The following is a 23,722-nucleotide window of genomic DNA, read 5'->3' as shown; positions in this document are numbered from 1 at the left end:
GTTATGAAGATGCGCATTGCGCCGCTCTGGCTGGCGCTGGCAGGGGTGTGCCTGGCCTGGATTCCGCCGGCCGGCGCGCAGATGGCCAACGACCTGACCATCGGCAACCCGAAAGCCATGGCCCTCGGCAACGCCGTGACCGCCGACGAGACCGGCATCGATTCGGTGCACTACAACCCGGCGGCACTGACCAAGATGAAGGGCCGCCAGGCGACCGTGAAGCTGCTCACCGGGGTGATGGACATCCGCGCCGGCTTCAAGGCGCCGCCGAACTACGGCGAAGGCACCTTCGGCCTGCGCGACGACCCGGTCGCCAACAGCCACAGCCGGACCCTGACCCCGACCATGTACCTGCCCGGCCTCGGCGGCATGACCGACGTGCCGTTGCTGGTGGCGCCGCTGGCCGGGATCTCGATCAACCCGCCGGGTTCCAAGTTCACCTTCGCCACCAACGTCTACACCCCGCAAGCGCTGGGCTACAGCCGCGATTCCGATAGCGATCCGGCGCGCTACCAGGGACGCGAGGTGTCGTTGCAGCGGCTCACCTACTTCTCGCCGACCCTGGCCTACCAGGTCAACGACGAGCTGTCGGTCGGCCTGTCGGTGGGTTTTTCCCACCAGGCAGTAGCGTTGAACGAGGATTTCCGGGCGCCGAACCAGTTGCTCGGGCTGTTGCAGCAGACCAAGGAGATCGGTTGCCTGCCGGGAATGCAGGAGATCCTCGAGGTGTTCTTCAACGTCTGCGGCGGCAACATCGGTCCGTTCCAGAACCTGGCCAATATCGACCTGGACATGCAGCAGTCGCTGTCGCCCAGCTTCAACCTCGGCGTGCTCTGGGAGCCCACCGACTGGTTCGCCTGGGGCGCGACCTACCAGAGCGAGTCGCGGATGAGGCTCAAGGGCAAGTACCGGGTCGACTACGGCCAAGGCTGGCAGGGTTTCTGGACCGGGGTGCACAAGTCGCTCGGTGGTGCGATCCTCGGCCAGATGTTCCCCTACGGGAACGTCGATGAAGAGCATGGCAACGCCACGATGAACATGGTCTACCCGGATGCCTTCTCCACCGGCGTGAAGCTGCGCCCGTTCAAGAAGTGGCAATTCAACTTCGACCTGAAATGGAACGGCTACAGCGACTGGAACGAGTTCAAGATCGAGTTCGACCGCGAGCTTGACCTGCTGCGCATCGCCAAGTACCTCGACTCGAAGGACGCCACCAGCCACAGCATCACCCTCGACCGCGGCTACCGCGATACCTGGAGCTGGGCCATGGGCGTGCAGTACGACGTCAACGACCGTTTGCAGCTACGCGCCGGCTACGAATACCGGCCTTCGGCGATCCCCAAGGGCCAGGCGGACATCCTGGTGCCGATCGGCGATGCCAATCTCTACGGCCTGGGGCTGGGCTACCAGTGGGACAAGGACACGGTGATCGATGTCGGTTTCAACTACTTCGTCACCAAGCAGAGCGTCAAGGCCGATACCAGCTGCAACCTGAATTGCACCGGGCTCGACAACCTGGTGTACAACCCCTACGCGGGACTGGACGTGGACACCACGGTGAAGGCCTATATTTTCGCCATGACCTACCGTACGACCTTCTGAGGGCTGGAGCATGATGCGCGCATCCATCGTACTTTGCGTCTTCTCCCTGGCGCTGCCGGCATCTTCGCCGGGCTGGGCCTCCGGCGGGCGCTACCTGACCTGGGTGGACGACAATGGCGGGGTGCACAACACCTTCGTCGACGGCCAGTTCGACCGCCAGCAGCGCCAGGCGCGGCAGCGCATCGGCCAGAGCGACCAGGCGCGGGTGCTGAACAAGGCGGACAACGCCACGCAGTGGCCGGGGAACAGCAGCGGAGGGGAGAGCAAGCGTCGCTACTACACCTGGATCGATGCCAACGGCAACGTGCAGAACAGCTTCTATGCCGGCGCCCAGGTCGCCGGCCAGCGCGCCGACTACGTCCTGCCCAACGGCGAGCACTCCGCCGAATACATCGATGCCGAGGCCTTCGAGGGCAAGGGTTTCGTTCGCAGCGAGAACGGCAGTCCCTACTACACCTGGGTGGACGAGAAGGGCCGCATGCACAACTCGCAGATCCCGCCCGAGGAGCGCGCGGCGCGCTTCAAGCGGGAGGCCGCGCCTTCGTCGCAGATCGCCTTCACCGAGGGCCGGCAGATCGAGTTCAAGCAACGTCCGACGGCGTTGCCCGGGCTGGATGGCGCCGGCCAGCAGAGCGATGCGCTGAAGGCTTTGCTCAAGGGCACCGAGATGACCATCGACGATCTCTACCAGGACCTGCAACGGCGCTGCTGCGAGCAGATCGCCGAGAGCGACTTCACCGAACTGGATGCCGACGAACCGCGCTACGAGGAGTTGAACCGCTTCTCGCCGAGCTTCGACTTTCCCATGGGCAGGAGCTTCTACGCGGCGATCCGGCTGCCGCGCTCCCAGGGTGTCTACGGCCTGCGCATCCGCAGTTTCGCCAACCGCCAGGTGGTCTACCCGTCGCTGCTGTTCCTCGACGAGCACAAGCGGCCGACCCGGCTGGTCAGCGACGCGGTGTACAAGCTGAACCCGGAAACCTGGTATCGCTACGCTTTCATCGAGGGTACGGTGCCGGTGCGAGCCAATCGCGGCGAGCGCTACGTGCTGCTGCTGACCACCGACGAGGACCGCTCGCTGCAAACCCTCGACAACAAGCCGTTCAAGCGTCCGCTACAGGGCCTGGCGGTGAACGAGGCGGGCATGCAGGTGCATGAGCACGCCCGGCAGGGCGGCTTCGAGCTGGCCGTGGTGCGTTGAAATCCGAGACATGAAAAAGCCCGGCCGGAGCCGGGCTTTTTCATACCGGAAGCACGTCAGCCCTGGTGCTGCTGGACGTGGCCGAACAACTGCTGGGAGAAGCGTACGCGCTCTTCCGCGGACTCTTCGATGCCTTTCGCCTTGAGTTCTTCCAGTCGCGCCTCGACGGCGTGGCAGCGGTGCACCAGGCCGCTGTCGTTGGCGATCTGGATGTTCAGGCCCGGGCGGGCGTTGAGTTCGAGGATCAGCGGGCCTTTCTCCTGGTCGAGAACCATGTCCACGCCGATGTAGCCGAGGCCCGACAACTCGTAGCAACCGGCCGCCAGCTTCATGAAGCCGTCCCAGTTCGGCAGTTGCACGCCGTCCACCGCGTTGGTGGTGTCCGGGTGCTTGGCGATCTTGTTGTTCAGCCAGGTGCCGCGCAGGGTGACACCGGTGGCCAGGTCGACGCCCACGCCGATGGCGCCCTGGTGCAGGTTGGCCTTGCCGCCCGACTGCCGGGTCGGCAGGCGCAGCATGGCCATTACCGGGTAGCCCATCAGTACGATGATGCGGATGTCCGGCACACCTTCGTAGCTGATGCTCTTGAAGATCTGGTCGGGGGTCACCCGGTACTCGATCAGTACGCGGTCGCGATGGCCGCCGAGGGAGTAGAGGCCGGAGAGGATGCTCGAGATGTGGTGCTCGATCTCCTCGTGGCTGACGATCTTCCCCGATACGGTCTTGTAGCGGCCCTCGAAGCGGTCGGCGATCACCATGATGCCGTCGCCGCCGGCGCCCTGCGCCGGCTTGATGACGAAATCGTTGTGCTCGCCGATGATCTCGTTGAGCTTGTCGATGCCTTTCTCGGTCTCGATGATGCCGTACATCTCCGGCACGTGGATGCCGGCCTCGAGCGCGCGTTCCTTGGTGATGATCTTGTCGTCCACCACCGGATACAGGTGCCGCTTGTTGTACTTCAGGACGTAATCGGCATTGCGTCGGTTGATGCCCATCACGCCTTTCGCGGTCAGGTCTTTCCAGGTCTTCCAGATCGACATGGTTCAGTCCTTGAGCAGGGCCTTGAAGCGGAACAGCTCGGTCAGGCGGTAGCCGCGGTAGCGGCCCATGGCGAGCATGAAGGCGACCAGGATCAGCAGCACGGCCGGGAAGGTGAAGATGAAGTACACCAGTTCCGGGATGCGCATGAGGATGTGCGCCAGCGATGCCGCGAACAGGGTGCCGATGGCCACCTTCATCGCATGGCCGCCGCCGCGCTCTTCCCAGGTGATCGACAGGCGTTCGATGGTCATGGTCAGGATCACCATCGGGAACAGGGCGATCGACAGGCCGCTCTCGAAGCCGAGCTTGTGGCTGAACAGGCTGATCACCGCGATCATCACCACCACGAAGGTCAGCACCACCGAGAGGCGCGGCAGCATCTGCAGCTTCAGGTGCTCGAGATAGGAGCGCAGCGACAGGCCCAGGGCGGTGATCACGGTGAACAGGGCGATACCCCATTGCAGGCCGGTCTCGCGGAAGGCCAGGGCGATCAGAACCGGGGTGAAGGTGCCAAGGGTCTGCAGGCCGATCAGGTTGCGCAGGATCAGGATCACCAGCACGCCGATCGGGATCATGATCATGATCTGGAAGGTCTGCTGGGTGGACAGCGGCAGGCCGTACAGGGAGTACTCGAGGAAGGCCGCCTCGGTGTTCTCGTCGGACAGCTTGGCCAGGCGGATGGCGTTCATCTCGCTGCTGTTCAGGCTGAAGCTGACCTGGGCCTTCTTGCCGCCGTCGATGGTCATCAGCGGCTCATCGCCAAGCCACCAGATCAGGCGATCGGAGGGCAGGCCCTGTTCGCCGGTGACCACGTTGAAATACAGCCAGTTCTCGCCGTTGAAGCTGCGCAGCCACAGTTCCGGGCTCTGTTGCAGGTCGGCGACCAGGCGGATGGTATGGACCCGCTCCATCGGCACGTGGGCGATGGACAGCAGGGTTTCGACGATATGCGCTTTCTTTTCCAGGCTGGTGTCGCCGGCCATCAGCAGCTTGACGTTGTCGTCGTTGCCGTTGTTGGCGCGCTTGATGGCTTCGCTGACGAAGGTCTCGACGTCGGCCGAGTGCTGGCGAATGGGGGCCAGCAGGGCTTCTGCGGCGATCTTCTCCGGGCCTTCCAGGGGCAGGCTGTCGCGGAAGATCGGGCCTTTCTCCTTGGTCTTCTCGCCGGTGTAGCGCTTGGTCAGCACCAGGCGGTAGTACAGGGTCTGCTTGCCGTTGGCGCGGCGGGCGGACCAGGTCACCTTGCGATTGCCGTCGGCGCGATTGATGCTGACGCCGTAATTGTTGGAGACGAAGCTTTCGTTGAGGCTGACGTAGTCCTGGCTCAACGGCGGAACGAACATCTGCACCTTGACCGGGGTTTTCGGCGTGGCGACGAAGTCGACCTTGGCATCGATGTTCCAGAGGTCATCGGTTTCGGCTTCGGTAACGGGAATACCCTGGACGAAAATCTGATAGGCGGTGATCGCCACACCCAGGGTCAGCAGGATGGCGATCAGGACTTTCAGATGCAGGTTGAGAGAGCGCATGTCGTTTACTCAGCAGGTTTTGCATCAGGTTTGCAGCCGGGTTTCCCGGCCGAGTATTTCAAGCTCGGATCGACCAGTGCGTCGAATTTCTTCAAGGCCTCCGAGCCGATCAAAAGCGGGTATTGGAATGCACTTCGGTCGGTCAGGTTCACTTCGATGGTGCGAATCGCCTTGCCCATGCAGACCTGCAGCTCGATCACCGGACGGGCGGTATAGGCCTTGCCCTCGTCGGGGTTGAAGTCGCCGTGGCGGCGCTTGATCTTGCTGATCCGCGCCAGGGGCTTCTCGATCGGGGTGTCGTCGGCGTTGTCGGTGGCCAGGTAGAAGCGCACCCAGGTTTCGCCGTCGCGCTTGAAACGCTTGATGTCGCGGGCGCTGAGGGAGGCGGTCTTGGCGCCGGTGTCGAGCTTGGCGGCCAGCTGGATGTCCGGGTCGTTGATGCGCGCGTATTCGTTCAGGCCGTAGACCGTCTTTTCGGCGGCTACGCTCAGGCCTGGTACGGCGATGAATAGGCAGAGCAGGGGAGCTAAGGGCTTGAGTTTCATAAGTCCTGGTTGGTGTCGCGTTCGGCGGGTCGATCTTGCGATCGCTGTCCAGTCCGTGACGGAAAACCCTGCGTCATCGACCTGCGCTCGGCAGGCCGGGCATGCCGGGCGCCCCGCCAGGCGCATGCGGGCCGCATTCTATCACGCGGTTTTTCGGCAGCGACAGCCGCTTATACCACTTGGTCGGGGTTTTGCCCCTGGGATGAAACGAAATTCCATCCAGGGGCTCGAAGCGTTACCGGAAGCGGGCAAGGGACCTTGGCGGTGCCGAGCCGCTGGCCCCGGAGCGGTTATTTGAAGCGCCGTTCCACGCCTTTTTCGACGAGGATCTTTGCGGAAATCTCCTCCACCGAGAAATGCGTGGAGTTGATGTAGGCGATGTTTTCGCGGCGGAACAGGCTTTCGACCTCGCGTACCTCGAATTCGCACTGGGCGAAGCTGGCGTAGCGACTGTTGGGCTTGCGCTCGTTGCGAATCGCGGTGAGGCGATCGGGGTCGATGGTCAGGCCGAACAGCTTGTGCTTGTACTGCTTGAGGGCGTTCGGCAGTTGCAGGCGCTCCATGTCCTCTTCCGTCAACGGGTAGTTGGCGGCGCGGATGCCATACTGCAGGGCCATGTACAGGCAGGTGGGCGTCTTGCCGCAGCGCGAGACGCCGACCAGGATCAGGTCGGCCTTGTCGTAGTAGTGGGTGCGGGCGCCGTCGTCGTTGTCGAGGGCGAAGTTCACCGCCTCGATGCGATCCATGTAGTTGGAGTTGTGGCCGATGGAGTGGGACTTGCCGACCGAATAGGACGAGTCGGCCGAAAGCTCCTGTTCCAGAGGCGAAAGAAAGGTGGCGAAGATATCGATCATGAAACCGTTGGATTGCGCCAGGACCGCCCGGATGTCGCGGTTCACGATGGTATCGAAGATGATCGGGCGGGCCCCGTCCGACTCGGCAGCATTATTGATTTGCTGTACCATGGCGCGCGCTTTTTCTTCGGTATCGATGTACGGTCTCGTCAGTTTGACGAAGCTGATGTTCTCGAACTGTGCCAGAAGGCTTTGGCCCAGGGTTTCGGCGGTGATACCGGTGCCGTCCGAGATGAAGAATGCGGTTCGTTTCATTTGCACCGAAAGCCTTAAGGTAGGAACGATTCTTGGCTATGATAGGCCGCGCGTTGTCAGAGGCCTTTCTGTCGCAGCATTGTCACTTATTTCTAAGGGCCAGGCCAGAATCCAGCGGAGCTGCTCCTGGCCCCGCTTGAGCTTTTCCAATTCAATAGTGGAGAGATCACCTTGGTAGAGTACGTAGTTTCCCTCGATAAGCTCGGCGTCCATGATGTAGAGCATGTGGGGGGCAAGAACGCATCCCTCGGCGAGATGATCAGCAACCTGGCCGGTGCCGGCGTTTCCGTACCCGGCGGATTTGCCACCACCGCCCAGGCCTACCGTGACTTCCTCGAGCAGAGTGGCCTCAACGACCGTATCCACGCGGCCCTGGACGCCCTGGACGTCGACGACGTCAACGCCCTGGCCAAGACCGGCGCGCAGATCCGCCAGTGGGTGATGGAAGCCGAGTTCCCAGCCCGTCTCGACAGCGAGATCCGCCAGGCCTTCGCCGCCCTGGCCAACGGCAACGACAACCTCGCCGTGGCAGTGCGTTCCTCCGCTACCGCCGAAGACCTTCCGGACGCCTCGTTCGCCGGCCAGCAGGAAACCTTCCTCAATATCCGCGGCGTGGACAATGTGATCCGCGCAGCAAAAGAGGTCTTTGCCTCCCTGTTCAACGACCGCGCCATCGCCTACCGCGTGCACCAGGGCTTCGATCACAAGCTGGTCGCCTTGTCCGCCGGCGTGCAGCGCATGGTCCGCTCGGAAACCGGCACCGCCGGGGTGATGTTCACCCTGGACACCGAATCCGGCTTCCGCGACGTGGTCTTCATCACCGGTGCCTACGGCCTGGGCGAGACCGTGGTTCAGGGCGCGGTGAACCCCGACGAGTTCTACGTCCACAAGCCGACCCTGGAAGCCGGGCGTCCGGCCATCCTGCGCCGCAACCTGGGTAGCAAGGCGATCAAGATGATCTACGGCGACGAAGCCAAGGCCGGTCGCTCGGTCAAGGTAGTGGACGTCGATCGCGCCGATCGCGCCCGCTTCGCCCTGAGCGACGCCGAGGTCACCGAGCTGGCCAAGCAGGCCATGATCATCGAGAAGCACTATGGCCGCCCGATGGACATCGAATGGGCCAAGGACGGTGACGACGGCAAGCTGTACATCGTCCAGGCACGCCCGGAAACCGTGAAGAGCCGCGCCAGCGCCACGGTCATGGAGCGCTACCTGCTGAAAGAGAAGGGGACCGTCCTGGTGGAAGGACGTGCCATCGGCCAGCGCATCGGTGCCGGTCCGGTCAAGGTGATCAACGACGTGTCGGAAATGGACAAGGTCCAACCGGGTGACGTCCTGGTCTCCGACATGACCGACCCGGACTGGGAGCCGGTGATGAAGCGCGCCAGCGCCATCGTCACCAACCGCGGCGGGCGTACCTGCCACGCGGCGATCATCGCTCGCGAACTGGGCATCCCGGCGGTGGTCGGTTGCGGCAATGCCACCCAGATCCTGCAGGATGGCCAGGGGGTGACCGTTTCCTGTGCCGAAGGCGATACCGGCTTCATCTTCGAAGGCGAACTCGGTTTCGATGTGCGCAAGAACTCGGTCGACGCCATGCCCGACCTTCCGTTCAAGATCATGATGAACGTCGGCAATCCCGATCGCGCTTTCGATTTCGCCCAGTTGCCGAACGAAGGCGTGGGCCTGGCCCGCCTCGAATTCATCATCAACCGCATGATCGGCGTGCACCCCAAGGCGTTGCTGAACTTCGCCGGCCTGCCGGCGGACATCAAGGAAAGCGTGGAGAAGCGCATCGCCGGCTATCCCGATCCGGTCGGCTTCTACGTCGAGAAGCTGGTGGAGGGCATCAGCACCCTGGCCGCGGCGTTCTGGCCGAAGAAGGTCATCGTGCGCCTGTCCGACTTCAAGTCCAATGAGTACGCCAACCTGATCGGCGGCAAGCTCTACGAGCCGGAAGAAGAGAACCCGATGCTCGGCTTCCGTGGCGCCTCGCGCTACATCAGCGAGTCGTTCCGCGACTGCTTCGAGCTGGAGTGTCGTGCGCTGAAGAAGGTCCGCAACGAAATGGGCCTGACCAACGTCGAGATCATGGTGCCCTTCGTGCGCACCCTGGGCGAGGCGAGCCAGGTGGTCGAGCTGCTGGCCGGGAACGGCCTGAAGCGCGGCGAGAACGGACTGAAGGTCATCATGATGTGCGAACTGCCGTCGAACGCCCTGCTGGCCGACGAGTTCCTCGAGTTCTTCGATGGCTTCTCCATCGGTTCCAACGACCTGACCCAGCTGACCCTGGGCCTGGATCGCGATTCCGGCATCGTTGCCCACCTGTTCGACGAGCGCAATCCGGCGGTGAAGAAGCTGCTGGCCAACGCCATCGCTGCCTGCAACAAGGCCGGCAAGTACATCGGCATCTGCGGCCAGGGTCCGTCGGACCACCCGGACCTGGCCCGCTGGCTGATGGAGCAGGGCATCGAGAGCGTCTCGTTGAACCCCGACTCGGTGCTGGATACCTGGTTCTTCCTCGCCGAGGGGCAAGACCAGGCCTGATCGGTCCTCGCTGTATCCGGAAAGGGCGGGTAACACCGCCCTTTTTCGTGCCTCCTGTACAAGACAAGCATGCAAAGCAGTAGTCGCCTCTTTCCTGTCGCCCTGGTCAGCGCCGAATTGCGCGCCGACCTTACCGAAGACATCTACCGCCTGAAGCCCGGCAACAGCCCCGATGCCAGCGTCGAGCTGGTCGTAACCCGGCTCGGACAGCAGGCCGCCGGCGAGCGGCGCGGACCGCCTGTGATCCTCCTGCACGGGAGTTTTTCCAACCGCCGCTTCTGGTACTCGCCGCGTGCGCTCGGATTAGGTCCTTACCTGGCGCGGGCGGGGTTCGATGTCTGGCTGCCGGAAATGCGCGGCCATGGCCTGTCGATTCGCAACGATGGTTACCGGGACAACCGGGTCGCCGACTACGCGCGCTACGACCTGCCGGCGCTGGCCTCCTTCATCCACGAGCAGTGCGGGCAGCCGGCGCACTGGATTGGCCACTCCCTCGGTGGGGTGGTGCTGGCGGCGGGGCTGGGCGGGGGCTACCTGGACCAGGCACGGATCGCTTCCGTGGCGTTGTTCGGTAGCCAGGTCAGCACCGCGCACTGGCTGTTCAGGTTGCCCATGGCAGGCATCCTCGCGCGCCTGCTGCTGCGCCGCGTCGACGCGCTATCCGGAAGCCGTTGGCGGCAGGGCCCGGAAGACGAGCCGGTCGGCGTGGCGCTGGAGGTCCTGCGTTGGCATGGGCTGTTCGGCCGCTTCGGCGAGCCGGGCAACGACTGGTGGAAGGGGCTCGCCGCAGTCGACGTGCCGCTATTGGCGGTCGCCGGGGCTGGGGACCGGCAGGACCCGTCCTGGGCCTGTCGCAAGTTGTTCGAGCAGTTCGCCTCGTCCGAGCGCGAATACCTGTTGCTCGGACGCGAGGCTGGCTACGCCGAGGACTACGGGCATATCGAGATGCTGATCGGCAAGGCGGCCCAGCTAGAGGTCTGGCCCTTGGTGGAGCGCTGGCTGCGCCAGCGATCGCCGGCGGGCGACGAATCCGCGTGGAGTGAGGCGCTAGACGTATCGGAAGCCGGAATCAGCGGCTAACATGTGACGCAAATGGCGGCTCCGGTCACGCCGGCGCCGCCGGGGCGGGCGGCCGATGATCCTCCGGAGCTGCCCGAGCCGATCCCTTCACCCACAGGAGCTTCCCATGCATTACGTCACTCCCGATCTGTGCGATGCCTATCCTGAGCTGGTCCAGGTCGTCGAACCCATGTTCAGCAACTTCGGCGGCCGCGACTCCTTCGGCGGCGAGATCGTCACCATCAAGTGCTTCGAAGACAATTCGCTGGTCAAGGAGCAGGTCGACAAGGACGGCAAGGGCAAGGTCCTGGTCGTCGATGGCGGTGGTTCGCTGCGCCGCGCCCTGCTGGGCGACATGCTGGCCGAGAAAGCGGCGAAGAACGGCTGGGAAGGGATCGTCGTGTATGGCTGCATCCGTGACGTCGACGTGATCGCCCAGACCGACCTCGGCGTCCAGGCCCTGGCCAGTCATCCGCTGAAGACCGACAAGCGCGGCATCGGCGATCTGAACGTCACCGTGACCTTCGGCGGCGTCACCTTCCGCCCCGGCGAGTTCGTGTATGCCGACAACAACGGCATCATCGTTTCTCCGCAGGCCTTGAAGATGCCCGAATAGGGCTTTTTAACAGCCGTTCCGGCCCCGGTGACGCAGGCAGCGTCCCGGGGCTTTTTGCTGGAATGAACCCGGGGTGCGCATACGGGTCTCAGGACTGGCTTTAAGGTTGTGCCGCAAGTCCATGAATTGACTGGTACCGGACTTGTGTTTTTACTGTCGAAATGGTCGTTTTACCAAGGGAAGCGCAATGCAAGCGTACGAGTCGGGTGATGAGCGCGGCCTGATCTATGGCTACGTCCTCAACGGGCGTGGCGGCGGACGCCGTGTCGGACGCAACCAGATAGCGGTGCTCGACCTGCTGCCGGAGGAGAGCCTTTGGCTGCACTGGGACCGCGGCGTACCGGAAGCGCAGGCCTGGCTGCGGGATTCCGCGGGGCTCAGCGAGTTCGCCTGCGATCTGCTGCTGGAGGAGGCGACTCGCCCCCGTTTGCTCGATCTCGGGGCCGAAAGCCTGCTGGTGTTCCTCCGTGGAGTGAACCTGAATCCGGGCGCGGAGCCGGAAGACATGGTTTCGCTGCGGGTATTCGCCGACGCGCGCCGGGTGATCTCGCTGCGCCTGCGGCCGCTGAAGGCGGTGGCCGATCTGCTCGAGGACCTGGAGGCGGGGAAAGGGCCGAAGACGGCATCCGAGGTCGTGTACTACCTCGCGCACTACCTGACCGATCGCGTCGACACGCTGATCAGCGGGATAGCCGACCAGCTCGATGCTGTCGAGGAACTGGTCGAGGCGGACGAGCGCGCCAGTCCCGACCAGCACCAGTTGCGTACCCTGCGCCGCCGGTCGGCGGGGTTGCGGCGCTACCTGGCGCCGCAGCGGGACATCTACTCGCAACTGGCGCGCTACAAGCTGTCCTGGTTCGTCGAGGACGACGCCGATTACTGGAACGAGCTGAACAACCGGCTGACGCGGAATCTCGAAGAGCTCGAGTTGATACGGGAGCGCATCAGCGTCCTGCAGGAAGCCGAGTCGCGGCGAATCACCGAACGGATGAACCGCACCATGTATCTCCTTGGTATAATCACCGGCTTTTTCCTGCCGATGAGCTTCGTCACCGGCCTGCTGGGAATCAATGTCGGCGGCATTCCGGGGGCGGATGCACCGCATGGGTTCTGGCTGGCCTGCCTGCTGATCGGCGGGGTCGCCACCTTCCAGTGGTGGGTATTTCGTCGGCTGCGCTGGCTCTGACGTGACCTGGGGTGAGGAGAGGGCGTCACTCCCTCGTACAGACATGAGGTGTGCATGCACGATCCGTTCGAAGAGTCCCTGCGGGACCTGCTCAAGGCTTCGGCTCCCCAGCCGGACGACGACGCGCGTCTGGGACGGGTGCTGAAGACCGCCAATCGCCAGGTTGGCGCCGGTGACCTGTTCAGCCTCATGGGGCACTGGCTGCAGGCGCTGATGATCGGCATCAACAACGGTTCGCCGCATCTGGCGCCGGTTTCCCGTATTTCCGCGAAAAACGCATCTTCTGCTGACAAGGCTGAGTGAACATGCAATTCGATATCTGGACCCAGAGCTTGCTGACCGCGATGAACACCCTGTGGGGCAAGCTGGCAGGCTTCATTCCCAACCTGCTCGGCGCCCTGGTGGTCGTTCTGCTCGGCTTCGTCATCGCCAAGCTGCTCGATGCGCTGCTTTCCAAGCTGCTGGCCAAGCTGGGCCTGGACCGGCTGATGGGTGGCACCGGCCTGACCAAGCTGCTGGCCCGGGTCGGCATCCAGGTTCCGGTCTCGACGCTGGTCGGCAAGATCGTCTACTGGTTCGTGCTGCTCGTCTTCCTCGTATCCGCCGCCGAGTCGCTCGGCCTGCAGCGGGTATCCGCCACGCTGGACGTCCTCGCCCTGTACCTGCCCAAGGTGTTCGGCGCGGCCCTGGTGCTGATCGTCGGCGTGCTCCTGGCGCAACTGGTGAACAGCGTCGTGCGCGGCGCGGCGGACGGCGTCGGCCTCGAATACGCGAACGGCCTGGGGCGGATCGCCCAGTGGCTGGTCATCATCATCAGCATCTCGGTGGCGGTGGGGCAGCTCGAGGTCAAGACCGACCTGCTCAACTACATCATCGCCATCGTCCTGATCACCGTCGGCCTGGCCGCTGCGCTGGCCCTGGGCCTGGGCAGCCGCGAGGTCGCCGGGCAGATCATTGCAGGAATCTACGTCCGCGAGCTGTATCAGGTCGGACAACAGGTGAAAGTGGGTGACGTTGAAGGCACTATTGAAGAGATAGGTACGGTCAAGACCATCCTGCTGACGGAAGAGGGAGAGCTTGTGTCGCTGGCCAACCGTCTACTGCTCGATCAGCGAGTTACCAGCCGCTGATCCGGGAGAGATAATGGACGTGGCTGCTCTGCAGGGCGGCCCGGCTTACGATATGACTGGCCTGATCTCACTTGAATAAGCCTCACCCCCTGTCACAGCGGTATGACCCACGCCAGCTTTCCGATGAAGAGCTGGTCGAGCGTGCGCACTCGGAGCTGTTCCACGTGACGCGCGCCTATGAAGAATTGATGCGGCGTTACCAGCGCACGCTGTTCAACGTCTGTGCCCGCTACCTGGGCAACGACCGCGACGCGGACGACGTGTGCCAGGAGGTGATGCTGAAAGTTTTGTACGGGTTGAAGAACTTTGAGGGCAAGTCGAAGTTCAAAACATGGCTATATAGCATCACGTACAACGAGTGCATCACGCAGTACCGCAAGGAGCGCCGCAAGCGCCGATTGATGGATGCGCTCAGCCTCGACCCGCTGGAGGAGGCTTCCGAGGAGAAGTCGCCGAAGGTTGAGGAGCGGGGCGGATTGGATCGTTGGCTCGTCCATGTCAATCCGATAGATCGGGAGATTCTGGTTCTTCGCTTCGTCGCGGAACTGGAGTTTCAGGAGATAGCGGATATCATGCACATGGGTCTGAGTGCGACGAAAATGCGCTACAAGCGGGCACTGGACCGCCTGCGCGAAAAGTTTTCAGATGCGACCGAAACATAGTTGGGTAAATATTGTCTCTCTATGCGGGAAGTTCTGATAAACTTGCCACCCAAGTTGTGCGGCTGATTGTTGGACAACTAACTGACCATCAAGATGGGGATTTAACGGATGAAACTGAAGAACACCTTAGGCGTTGTCATCGGCTCGCTGGTTGCCGCTTCGGCAATGAACGCCTTTGCCCAGGGCCAGAACTCGGTAGAGATCGAAGCCTTCGGCAAGCGCTACTTCACCGACAGCGTTCGCAACATGAAGAACGCGGACCTGTACGGCGGCTCGATCGGTTACTTCCTGACCGACGACGTCGAGCTGGCGCTGTCCTACGGTGAGTACCATGACGTTCGTGGCACCTACGAAACCGGCAACAAGAAGGTCCACGGCAACCTGACCTCTCTGGACGCCATCTACCACTTCGGTACCCCGGGCGTAGGTCTGCGTCCGTACGTGTCGGCTGGTCTGGCTCACCAGAACATCACCAACATCAACAGCGACAGCCAAGGCCGTCAGCAGATGACCATGGCCAACATCGGCGCTGGTCTGAAGTACTACTTCACCGAGAACTTCTTCGCCAAGGCCAGCCTCGACGGCCAGTACGGTCTGGAGAAGCGTGACAACGGTCACCAGGGCGAGTGGATGGCTGGCCTGGGCGTCGGCTTCAACTTCGGTGGTTCGAAAGCCGCTCCGGCTCCGGAACCGGTTGCCGACGTTTGCTCCGACTCCGACAACGACGGCGTTTGCGACAACGTCGACAAGTGCCCGGATACCCCGGCCAACGTCACCGTTGACGCCAACGGCTGCCCGGCTGTCGCCGAAGTCGTACGCGTACAGCTGGACGTGAAGTTCGACTTCGACAAGTCCAAGGTCAAAGAGAACAGCTACGCTGACATCAAGAACCTGGCTGACTTCATGAAGCAGTACCCGTCCACTTCCACCACCGTTGAAGGTCACACCGACTCCGTCGGCACCGACGCTTACAACCAGAAGCTGTCCGAGCGTCGTGCCAACGCCGTTCGTGACGTACTGGTCAACGAGTACGGTGTAGAAGGTGGTCGCGTGAACGCTGTTGGTTACGGCGAGTCCCGCCCGGTTGCCGACAACGCCACCGCTGAAGGCCGCGCTATCAACCGTCGCGTTGAAGCCGAAGTAGAAGCTGAAGCCAAGTAATCGGCTGAGCCTCTAAGGAAAAACCCGGCTCAGGCCGGGTTTTTCTTTGCCTGGAAAAAGACCGCTCGTCAGGCGCTCAGGGAAATCGGTTGCGACACGATGTCGCGGGTTACTTCGCCGATCACCAGGATCGCCGGGCTTTTCAAGGCGAAACGTCCGGCGTCCCGCAGTAGCTCGCCGAGGTTGCTGCGGCATTCGCGCTGGTTGCCCAAGGTGGCGTTCTCGATCATCGCCAGCGGCGTATCCTCGGCCATGCCTCCAGCCAGCAGCCCGGCCTGGATCTCCGCGAGTCGGGCGACGCCCATGTAGACCACCAGCGTGGTACCGCTGCGTGCCAGGGCTTCCCAGGCCAGCGGGCTGTCGTCCTGGGTATGCGCGGTCACCAGGGTCACGCCGCGGCTGATGCCGCGGTAGGTCAGCGGTATGCCGCAGGCAGTGGCGCCAGCCAGCCCGGCGGTGATGCCGTTCACTATCTCGCTGTCTATCCCGTGCCGGGCCAGCCATTCGGCTTCTTCGCCGGCGCGGCCGAAGATGCATGGATCGCCGCCTTTCAGGCGCACCACGCTGCGTCCCTGGCGGGCATGCCGCAGCATCAGGCGCTGGATGAAGTCCTGCGGTGTGGAGCGGCAGCCGCCGCGTTTGCCGACCCGGACCAGCCGGGCGGACGGACAGTGCTCCAGTATGCTCGGGTTGACCAGATCGTCGACCATCACCACATCCGCGTCCTGCAGGGCGCGAACTGCCTTCAGGGTCAACAGTTCCGGATCGCCGGGACCCGCACCCACCAGCCAGACCTTACCGCTCATCGTCGTTCTCCTCAGGCATTCGCCGCCATGGGCCGGGGGGCCGCCAGCAGTCTCTTGATTTCCGGTACGCAGGAGCCGCAGCCGGTGCCGCAGCCGAACTCGCGCTTCAATCCGTCCAGGTCCAATCCGCGGGCGATGCCGCCGAGCACCGTTTGCTGGCTGACGTTCTGGCAACTGCACAGGGTCTTGCCGCCCGCACCCTGGCTGGGTCGTCCCGGTGCCGCGCCGAGTGGGGCGAGCAGCCAGCGGCGTAGCTCGCTATCGGCCCGGCCGGTAAGCCAGAGCTCTTTCAACCAGTCGCGGGCGAGGGTTTCGCCGGCGAGCCGGACGGCGACGATGCGCCCGTCTTCGAGGCGCACGCGCTTGCCGATGGCGCGCCGGGGGTCGTCGTAGGCGAGGATCGGCCCGTCGAGCAATTCGAGTTGGCGATCTATCCGCTCCAGCAGGTCTGCGCCAGGTGCCTCATGGTGTGCGGCGCTGACCAGCAGGGCGGGGCGCTCGCGTCCGGCGAGACTGAAGCTGGCGTGGTCGAAGACTTCGCACAGCGCACGGAGGGCCTCGAAACGCGCCTGGATATCGGTTTCCACCAGCGCGAACAGGCGCCAGGGCAGTTCGACGGATTCGACCTGAACCCCGGCGTGCTTGAGTTCGGGTTGTTTCGACAGGGGGTCGAACGCCGGCAGGGTCAGGACATTGCAGCCCAGGCCCTTGAGGAAGCGATCGCCCCAGTGCATCGGCAGGAAGGCCTGGCCGGGGCGCACCGAGTCGTCTGCACACACTGGCAGGATCAGGGCGCCACGCCGGCTCTTCAGGCGCACGAGCTGCCCGTCCTGCAGTTGGCGGCGGCGCAGTTCCTCGGGATGCAGGTGCACCAGGGCCTCCTCTTCATGGCCGAACAGGCGTGCGCAGGTGCCGGTCCGGCTCATGCCGTGCCACTGGTCGCGCAAGCGTCCGGTATTGAGGGTCAGCGGGTAGCGCGCGTCGCGTTTTTCCTGGGCGGCGCGGTAGGGTTCGGCGACCAGTTGCGCGCGTCCCGAGGCGGTAGGGAAGCGGCCGTCTGCATAGAGCCGTGCGGTGCCGTGCTCCGCGCCAGTGGGAAATGGCCATTGCTGCGGCCCCAGGCGGTCGAGCAGTGCGTAGCTGAGGCCGGAAAGATCGAGGTCGCGGCCGGCGGTAAGCAGCTTGTATTCGTCGAACAGGCTGCGGCTGTCGGCAAAGGCGAACAGGCCGGGTTTAGCGGGTCGCAGGTGCCCTTCCAGGCGGCGCGCGAAGTCGCAGACGATGTTCCAGTCCTGGCGTGCTTCCCCGGGGGGCGGAACGGCCCGACGGACATGACTGACCCGCCGTTCCGAATTGGTCACGGAGCCTTCCTTTTCTCCCCAGGATGCGGCTGGAAGCAAAAGGTCGGCGTATTGGCAGGTTTCCGTGCCGGCGAAGGCTTCCTGGACCACCACGAAGGGACAGCGGGCAAGGGCCTCGTGGATCTTGCGCTGGTCCGGCAGCGATTGCGCGGGGTTGGTACAGGCGATCCAGAGCGCCTTGATCCGGCCGTCGTGGACCGCATCGAACAGCTCGATGGCGCTGAGACCGGGGGACGTGGGCAACTGTTCCACGCCCCAGTAGTGCGCCACCTCGGCGCGATGGCCGGGATCGGCGGCTTCGCGGTGGCCGGGCAGCAGGTTGGCCAGGCTGCCGGTCTCGCGACCGCCCATGGCGTTCGGCTGGCCGGTGAGGGAAAACGGCCCGCATCCGGCGCGGCCGATCTTGCCGGTGGCCAGGTGCAGGTTGATCAGTGCGCTGTTCTTGGCGCTGCCGGCGCTGGACTGGTTGAGCCCCATGCACCAGAGCGAAAGGAAGCGCGGCGAACGGCCGATCCATTCGGCGCAGCGCTGCAGGTCGGCGCGGTCGATGCCACAGATGTCGGCGACGGCGGCCGGGGTGTAGTCGCGCACCAGTTCCTTCAGGTCGGCGAAACCTTCGGTATGCTCGGCGATGAACGAACGGTCGATCCAGTCCTCCCAGAGCAGGATATGCAGGATGCCGTGGAACAGTGCGACGTCGGTGCCGGGCAGCAGCGCCAGGTGCAGGTCGGCCAGCTCGCAGGTGTCGGTGCGCCGCGGGTCGATCACCACGATGCGCATCTCCGGCCGAGCGGCCTTGGCGGCTTCCAGGCGACGGAACAGGACCGGGTGGGCGAAGGCCATGTTGCTGCCGGCGATCAGCACGCAATCGGCGCAGTCGAGGTCTTCGTAGCTGCAGGGCGGTGCGTCGGCGCCCAGGCTGCGCTTGTAGCCGACCACCGCCGAGGACATGCACAGGCGCGAATTGCTGTCGATGTTGTTGGTGCCGACCAGGGCCCGCGCCAGCTTGTTGAAGGCGTAGTAGTCCTCGGTCAGCAACTGGCCGGAGATATAGAAGGCCACGCTGTCCGGCCCGTGTTCGCGAATGGTCTCGGCGAAACGCCCGGCGGCATGTTCCAGGGCACTCTCCCAGTCGCTGCGAGCCCGCGCCATTTGCTTGCCGAGGCGCAGTTGGGGGTACAGCGCGCGGGCCTGGAGGTCGCCGGTCAGGTGCAGGCTGGCGCCTTTGCTGCAGAGTCTGCCGAAGTTGGCCGGGTGCCGCGGGTCGCCTTGCACGCCGAGGATGCGTTCGCCGTCGTGTTCGATCAGGACGCCACAACCCACGCCGCAGTAGCAGCAGGTCGAAGCGGTGGTGCGCAGCGGGGAATCTGTCGACATGCTCGGCTCCTGTTATCGGCGAGAGATCAGGCGCACAGCGCCACGCTGTCCAGGCCGAGCAGCACCCGTCCGTTCTCCACCCGCACCGGGTGGCGATGGGCGCAGCCCTGGTCCGGGGCCACGGCTTCGCCGCTCTCCAGTTCGATCTGCCAGTTGTGCAACGGACAGGCCACTCGCTTGCCGTAGATCAGGCCCTGGGACAGCGGGCCGCCCTTGTGCGGGCAGCGGTCATCGAGGGCGAAGACCTGGTCGTCGGCGGCGCGGAAGATGGCGATGTCGCCTTTCGGGCCGGCGACCACGCGCGAGCCCAGCGGGTTGATTTCATCGAGGGCGCAGATATCCAGCCAGTTCATCGGTTCACTCCGGTAGGGGGAGGGCCGCCGTGGGACGGCCCGGACAAGGGATTCAGACGTTTTCCAGTTGCTTGAGCGGAATCCGTTCGAACTCCTTCTTCAATTGCGGCTGTTCGATGCGCTGCTTCCATGGGTCCTGCTCGAAGGAGAGGGCGAATTGCAGGCGGTCGTTGAGCGCCTTGCGGTTTTCCGCGTCCTCGACCACCGCCTTGCGGATGTGCTCCATGCCGACCCGCTGCAGGTAATGCACCGTGCGCTCCAGGTAGAAGGCTTCCTCGCGGTAGAGCTGGAGGAAGGCGCCGTTGTATTCGCGCACTTCTTCGGCGGTCTTGAGCTTGACGAAGAACTCCGCGACCTCGGTCTTGATCCCGCCGTTGCCGCCGATGTACATCTCCCAACCGGAGTCCACGCCGATGATGCCGACGTCCTTGATCCCGGCCTCGGCGCAATTGCGCGGGCAGCCGGAGACCGCCAGCTTGACCTTGTGCGGCGACCACATGTTGAACAGGTCGTGTTCCAGATCGATGCCCAGCTGCGTCGAGTTTTGCGTGCCGAAGCGGCAGAACTCGCTGCCGACGCAGGTCTTCACGGTGCGGATGGATTTGCCGTAGGCATGTCCGGAGGGCATGTCGAGGTCTTTCCAGATGGCCGGCAGATCGTCCTTCTTCACCCCCAGTAGGTCGATGCGCTGGCCGCCGGTGACCTTGACCATCGGCACCTGGTACTTGTCGGCGACGTCGGCGATGCGCCGCAACTCGGCGGCGTTGGTCACGCCGCCCCACATCCGCGGTACCACCGAGTAGGTGCCGTCCTTCTGGATGTTGGCGTGGGCTCGTTCGTTGATCAGGCGCGACTGCGGATCGTCCTTGGCTTCTCCCGGCCAGGTTGAGATCAGGTAGTAGTTCAGGGCCGGGCGGCAGGTGGCACAGCCGTTCGGGGTCTTCCAGTCCATGAAGCGCATGGCGGCGTCGAGACTGGTCAGCCGGTGTTCGCGAATGGCCTTGCGGATCTGCCCGTGGTTGAGGTCGCTGCAGCCGCAGATGGCCTTCTCGCTCTTCGGCTTGACGTCGGCGGCGCCGCCGACGGTGCTGATCAGGATCTGTTCCACCAATCCCGCGCAGGAGCCACAGGAGCTGGCGGCCTTGGTGTGTTTCTTGACTTCGTCGACGCTGAACAGGCCGTGTTCTTGTATGGCCTTGACGATGGTGCCCTTGCAGACGCCGTTGCAGCCGCATACTTCGGCCGTGTCGGGCATGCTCGCGGCGCTGTTCTGGCCCTGGTGGCCGACATCGCCGAGGGCGTTCTCGCCGAACATCAGGTGGTCGCGGATCTGCGCGACGTTGTGGTTCTCGCGGATCTGCCGGAAGTACCAGCCGCCGTCGGCGGTGTCGCCGTAGAGACAGGCGCCGACCAGTACATCGTCCTTGATCACCAGCTTCTTGTAGACGCCGCCGATGGGGTCGGAAAGGGTGATGGTCTCGCTGCCTTCGCCGCCGATGAAGTCGCCGGCGGAGAACAGGTCGATACCGGTCACCTTGAGCTTGGTCGAGGTCACCGAGCCCTGGTAGCGGGCGTAACCGAGATGAGCCAGGTGGTTGGCGCAGACCTTGGCCTGCTCGAACAGCGGCGCAACCAGGCCGTAGGCGATGCCACGGTGGTTGGCGCATTCGCCGACCGCATAGATGCGTGGGTCGTAGGTCTGCAGGGTGTCATTGACCAGGATGCCGCGGTTGCAGGGGATGCCCGCGCTTTCGGCCAGCTCGGTATTGGGGCGGATGCCGGCGGCCATTACCACCAGGTCGGCGGGAATCACGTCGCCGTCGTTGAACTGCACGGCACAGACCCGGCCGCTGCCGTTGTCCATCAGTTCCTGGGTCTGGGTGTTCAGGCGGAAGCGGATGCCGCGGGCTTCCAGCGCGCCTTGCAGGAGTTTGCCGGCGGTGCGGTCCAGTTGGCGTTCCAGCAGCCAGTCGGAGAGGTGCACGACGGTCACGTCCATGCCGCGTTGCTTGAGGCCGTTGGCCGCCTCCAGGCCGAGCAGGCCGCCGCCGATCACCACCGCGTGGCTGTGGGTCCGGGCGCAGTCGATCATGGCCTGGGTGTCGGCGATGTCGCGGTAGCCGATCACGCCCTGCAGGCGATTGCCGGGTATCGGCAGGATGAAGGGGACCGAGCCGGTGGCCAGCAGCAGGCGGTCGTACTCGGCCTCGCTGCCGTCCGCGGCGACCACCCTGCGGCGGACCCGGTCGATCTGCACCACCTTGCGGTCGAGGAGGAGCTTGATGCCGTTTTCCGCATACCAGTTGAGGTCGTTGAGGACGATTTCCTCGAAGGTCTGCTCGCCGGCCAGTACCGGGGACAGCAGGATGCGGTTGTAGTTGGGATGGGGCTCGGCGCCGAACACCGTGATGTCGTAGAAGTCCGAGTTGAGCTTGAGCAGTTCTTCCAGGGTACGGACCCCGGCCATGCCGTTGCCGACCATCACCAGCTTGATCTTCTTCATGCGGAGTAGCTCCTGCATAAGGTTGGCGCAAACAAAAAAGGCGTCCCGCTGTTGCCAGCAGGACGCCTTTGTCCAGGTCCCGTTCGGTCGGGAAACGCCGCCTCGTCGTTGAGGCAGGCGCTTTGTTGTCGATTGTCGGGAGAACCCAAGCAGGCGCCGTGCCAACTTGCGCTATTGCCTATCTCCATGGCCTTGCAGGGATAACGCGGGGGCTCCCCGCGGTCTTTCTGCTCCGTGCCGGGGCGTATCGCACCGGGCTGGTGCCACTCAGCCCTTCAGCCAGACCAGGAGTAGCGCCAGGTTGGCGGCCAGGGACAGCAGGGCGATGGCGCGCCAGGTCTGCAGCGGTTCGCGCTCCAGCAATGGGCGGGGTGCCGCGGCCGGCAACGCTTCTCCCTGTTGCAGCGAGAGCAGCCATTCCTCGGCGGTCTCGAAGCGCTGTGCGGGGTCGCAGGCGACGGCGCGCAGCAGCAGGTCGTCGATCCAGGCCGGCAGGTCGGGGCGATAGCGGCTGGGCGGGACGGGGCGACCGAAGCGCGGGTGCTGGAAGGCTTCGATCTCGCCATAGGGATAGCGCCCGGTCAGCGCCTGGTAGAGGCAGACGCCGGTGGCGTAGAGATCCTGGCGCACCGAGGGCGAGGTGCCGGAGAAGCACTCCGGCGCCAGGTAGCTGGGCGTACCCGGTAGCAGATGGGGGTCTTCGCGCGACAATCCCGGACACCAGGCCAGGCCGAAATCCAGCAGGCGCAGCTCGCCGTCGCGGCCGAGGTGGAGATTTTCCGGCTTGAGGTCGCGGTGCAGCAGGTTGCGTCGATGCAACTGGCCAAGCCCGCGCAGCAGCTGGTTGGCCAGCCCCAGCCACTCCGGCAGCGACAGCGGGCCATGGTTGCGCAAGCGCTCGGCGAGAGTCTCTCCGGGGTGCTCGCGCATCAGGTAATACAGATGCTGGCGCTGCGCCAATCCGTGCAACTCGGGGAAATGCCGGCCCTGGACGCGGCGCAGGAACCATTCCTCGAGCAGCAGGGCCTGGGTTGCCAGCGGATCGTCGGCACGTGCGGCGGGAAGGGTCTTCAGCAGCCAGGGTTGGCCCTGGCCATCCTCGACCCGGTAGAGCAGGGACTGGCGGGATTCGCCGAGCAACTGCCGGACCCGCCAGCCTTCGAAGAGCTGGTCGGGCTTCAGCGGTGGCGGCAGTGGCCAGTGGCCCAGTTGCGCGAGGGCGTCGCCGAGGCTGCCTGCGGGCACGGCTTCCACGCGCACCAGCAGGGCGCTGGCGTTGTCCTGGCTGCCTGCCAGGTGGGCGGCGCGAACCAGAGCCTCGGCGCTGCGCTGCGGCTCTTCGGCGTTGCGCAGGATGCTGCGGATGCCGCTGTCGCCCAGCGTCGCCCAGACGCCGTCGCTGACCAGTAGCCACTGGCTGCCGGGCTCCAGATCGCCTTCCAGATAGTCGACCACCAGATGCTGGTCCAGTCCCAGGGCGCGGGTCAGCACGTGTTGCATGTGCGGCTGTTCCCAGACGTGGTCGCTGGTCTGCCGGAGCAACTCGCCGTCGCGCCACAGGTAGGCCCGGCAATCGCCGACGTGGGCCAGGGTGTAGCGGGTGCCGCGCAGCACCAGGGCGGTGAGGGTGGTGAGCAGCGGCTGGCCGCCGCCGTTGGCCTGTAGCCAGCGGTTCTGCGCCAGCAGCAGGCGGTCCAGGGACTGCACGATGGCCCAGGTTTCCGGAGTCGCATAGTAATCCAGGGCCAGCGCTTGCAGGCTGCTGCGCGCCGCCAGGCCGCCATCGGCGCACTGGCTGACACCGTCGGCGATGGCCAGCAGGTGTCCCTTGCTGGCGGCCAGGGCCGGCGCCGGGGTGACCACCCGCAGCGCGTCCTGGTTTTCCGTGCGAGGCCCGCAGGCGCTGGCCTCGCCGATGCTCAGTCGCAGCCCCA

Annotated in this window: 19 protein-coding genes; 10 read left to right on the top strand and 9 right to left on the bottom strand. The window is 64.5% G+C overall.

The annotated features are described in order from the left end of the window. Positions 1–3: 3 nt before the first annotated feature. Both HMPREF2924_RS18410 and HMPREF2924_RS18405 read left to right on the top strand, forming a co-directional pair. A complete protein-coding gene (locus HMPREF2924_RS18410; RefSeq protein ID WP_003132834.1) occupies positions 4–1,602 on the top strand; it encodes an outer membrane protein transport protein in 1,599 nt (532 codons plus the stop codon). A gap of 13 nt (positions 1,603–1,615) precedes the next feature. Further along, the gene (locus HMPREF2924_RS18405) at positions 1,616–2,803 is read left to right on the top strand and encodes a MalM family protein (protein WP_003132833.1); all 1,188 of its coding nucleotides are present in this window, start codon (positions 1,616–1,618) and stop codon (positions 2,801–2,803) included. Positions 2,804–2,859: 56 nt separating this feature from the next. On the opposite strand, the gene HMPREF2924_RS18400 is transcribed toward HMPREF2924_RS18405, so the two are convergent. The 4 genes from HMPREF2924_RS18400 to HMPREF2924_RS18385 form a co-directional block, all read right to left on the bottom strand. Further along, positions 2,860–3,843, bottom strand: coding sequence for an alpha-L-glutamate ligase-like protein (locus HMPREF2924_RS18400; protein ID WP_003087807.1), 984 nt, complete (start codon positions 3,841–3,843; stop codon positions 2,860–2,862). 3 nt (positions 3,844–3,846) lie between these two features. Beyond that, a complete protein-coding gene (locus HMPREF2924_RS18395) occupies positions 3,847–5,373 on the bottom strand; it encodes an osmotic stress tolerance membrane protein RloB (protein ID WP_003087809.1) in 1,527 nt (508 codons plus the stop codon). Positions 5,374–5,378: 5 nt separating this feature from the next. Beyond that, the gene (locus HMPREF2924_RS18390; RefSeq protein ID WP_003087811.1) at positions 5,379–5,918 is read right to left on the bottom strand and encodes a retropepsin-like aspartic peptidase RloA; all 540 of its coding nucleotides are present in this window, start codon (positions 5,916–5,918) and stop codon (positions 5,379–5,381) included. 290 nt (positions 5,919–6,208) lie between these two features. Further along, positions 6,209–7,027, bottom strand: coding sequence for a posphoenolpyruvate synthetase regulatory kinase/phosphorylase PpsR (locus tag HMPREF2924_RS18385; RefSeq protein WP_003087813.1), 819 nt, complete (start codon positions 7,025–7,027; stop codon positions 6,209–6,211). A 171-nt stretch (positions 7,028–7,198) separates the two neighbouring features. Here HMPREF2924_RS18385 and ppsA point away from each other — a divergent pair, with 171 nt between their 5' ends. From ppsA to oprF, 8 genes are all read left to right on the top strand, one after another. Next, entirely contained in the window at positions 7,199–9,574 is a 2,376-nt protein-coding gene (gene ppsA / locus HMPREF2924_RS18375; protein ID WP_003098065.1) for a phosphoenolpyruvate synthase, read from the top strand. 69 nt (positions 9,575–9,643) lie between these two features. Then, positions 9,644–10,654: an alpha/beta fold hydrolase gene (locus tag HMPREF2924_RS18370; protein ID WP_003087820.1), complete on the top strand. Its 1,011-nt coding sequence runs from the start codon at positions 9,644–9,646 to the stop codon at positions 10,652–10,654. Positions 10,655–10,760: 106 nt separating this feature from the next. Beyond that, entirely contained in the window at positions 10,761–11,249 is a 489-nt protein-coding gene (rraA, locus tag HMPREF2924_RS18365; RefSeq protein WP_003132832.1) for a ribonuclease E activity regulator RraA, read from the top strand. Between the two features lie 187 nt (positions 11,250–11,436). Continuing rightward, entirely contained in the window at positions 11,437–12,435 is a 999-nt protein-coding gene (locus tag HMPREF2924_RS18360; RefSeq protein WP_003098062.1) for a zinc transporter ZntB, read from the top strand. A gap of 48 nt (positions 12,436–12,483) precedes the next feature. Next, the gene (locus HMPREF2924_RS18355; protein WP_003122844.1) at positions 12,484–12,738 is read left to right on the top strand and encodes a hypothetical protein; all 255 of its coding nucleotides are present in this window, start codon (positions 12,484–12,486) and stop codon (positions 12,736–12,738) included. 2 nt (positions 12,739–12,740) lie between these two features. Then, a complete protein-coding gene (locus HMPREF2924_RS18350; RefSeq protein WP_003087830.1) occupies positions 12,741–13,565 on the top strand; it encodes a mechanosensitive ion channel family protein in 825 nt (274 codons plus the stop codon). Positions 13,566–13,636: 71 nt separating this feature from the next. Then, positions 13,637–14,227: an RNA polymerase sigma factor SigX gene (sigX, locus tag HMPREF2924_RS18345; RefSeq protein WP_003098059.1), complete on the top strand. Its 591-nt coding sequence runs from the start codon at positions 13,637–13,639 to the stop codon at positions 14,225–14,227. Positions 14,228–14,335: 108 nt separating this feature from the next. Next, complete coding sequence (gene oprF, locus HMPREF2924_RS18340; protein ID WP_003087843.1) at positions 14,336–15,388, top strand: outer membrane porin OprF; 1,053 nt, start codon at positions 14,336–14,338, stop codon at positions 15,386–15,388. Between the two features lie 68 nt (positions 15,389–15,456). Here oprF and cobA read toward each other — a convergent pair whose 3' ends face one another. The 5 genes from cobA to HMPREF2924_RS18315 form a co-directional block, all read right to left on the bottom strand. Further along, positions 15,457–16,194, bottom strand: coding sequence for a uroporphyrinogen-III C-methyltransferase (gene cobA, locus HMPREF2924_RS18335; protein WP_003087845.1), 738 nt, complete (start codon positions 16,192–16,194; stop codon positions 15,457–15,459). Between the two features lie 11 nt (positions 16,195–16,205). Beyond that, complete coding sequence (locus HMPREF2924_RS18330) at positions 16,206–18,932, bottom strand: nitrate reductase (protein ID WP_003132830.1); 2,727 nt, start codon at positions 18,930–18,932, stop codon at positions 16,206–16,208. A 26-nt stretch (positions 18,933–18,958) separates the two neighbouring features. Next, positions 18,959–19,285, bottom strand: a complete 327-nt coding sequence (gene nirD / locus HMPREF2924_RS18325) for a nitrite reductase small subunit NirD (RefSeq protein ID WP_003098054.1) — start codon at positions 19,283–19,285, stop codon at positions 18,959–18,961. Between the two features lie 52 nt (positions 19,286–19,337). After that, positions 19,338–21,788 carry a nitrite reductase large subunit NirB gene (gene nirB / locus HMPREF2924_RS18320; RefSeq protein WP_003098052.1) on the bottom strand — a complete coding sequence of 817 codons (2,451 nt, stop codon included), beginning with the start codon at positions 21,786–21,788 and terminating at the stop codon, positions 19,338–19,340. Positions 21,789–22,055: 267 nt separating this feature from the next. Then, positions 22,056–23,651 carry a bifunctional protein-serine/threonine kinase/phosphatase gene (locus HMPREF2924_RS18315; RefSeq protein WP_096082785.1) on the bottom strand — a complete coding sequence of 532 codons (1,596 nt, stop codon included), beginning with the start codon at positions 23,649–23,651 and terminating at the stop codon, positions 22,056–22,058. Positions 23,652–23,722 lie beyond the last annotated feature (71 nt).

Source organism: Pseudomonas sp. HMSC063H08 (assembly GCF_001813645.1).
GTDB lineage: Bacteria > Pseudomonadota > Gammaproteobacteria > Pseudomonadales > Pseudomonadaceae > Pseudomonas > Pseudomonas aeruginosa.
This window is presented reverse-complemented; position numbering and strand designations above follow the sequence as displayed.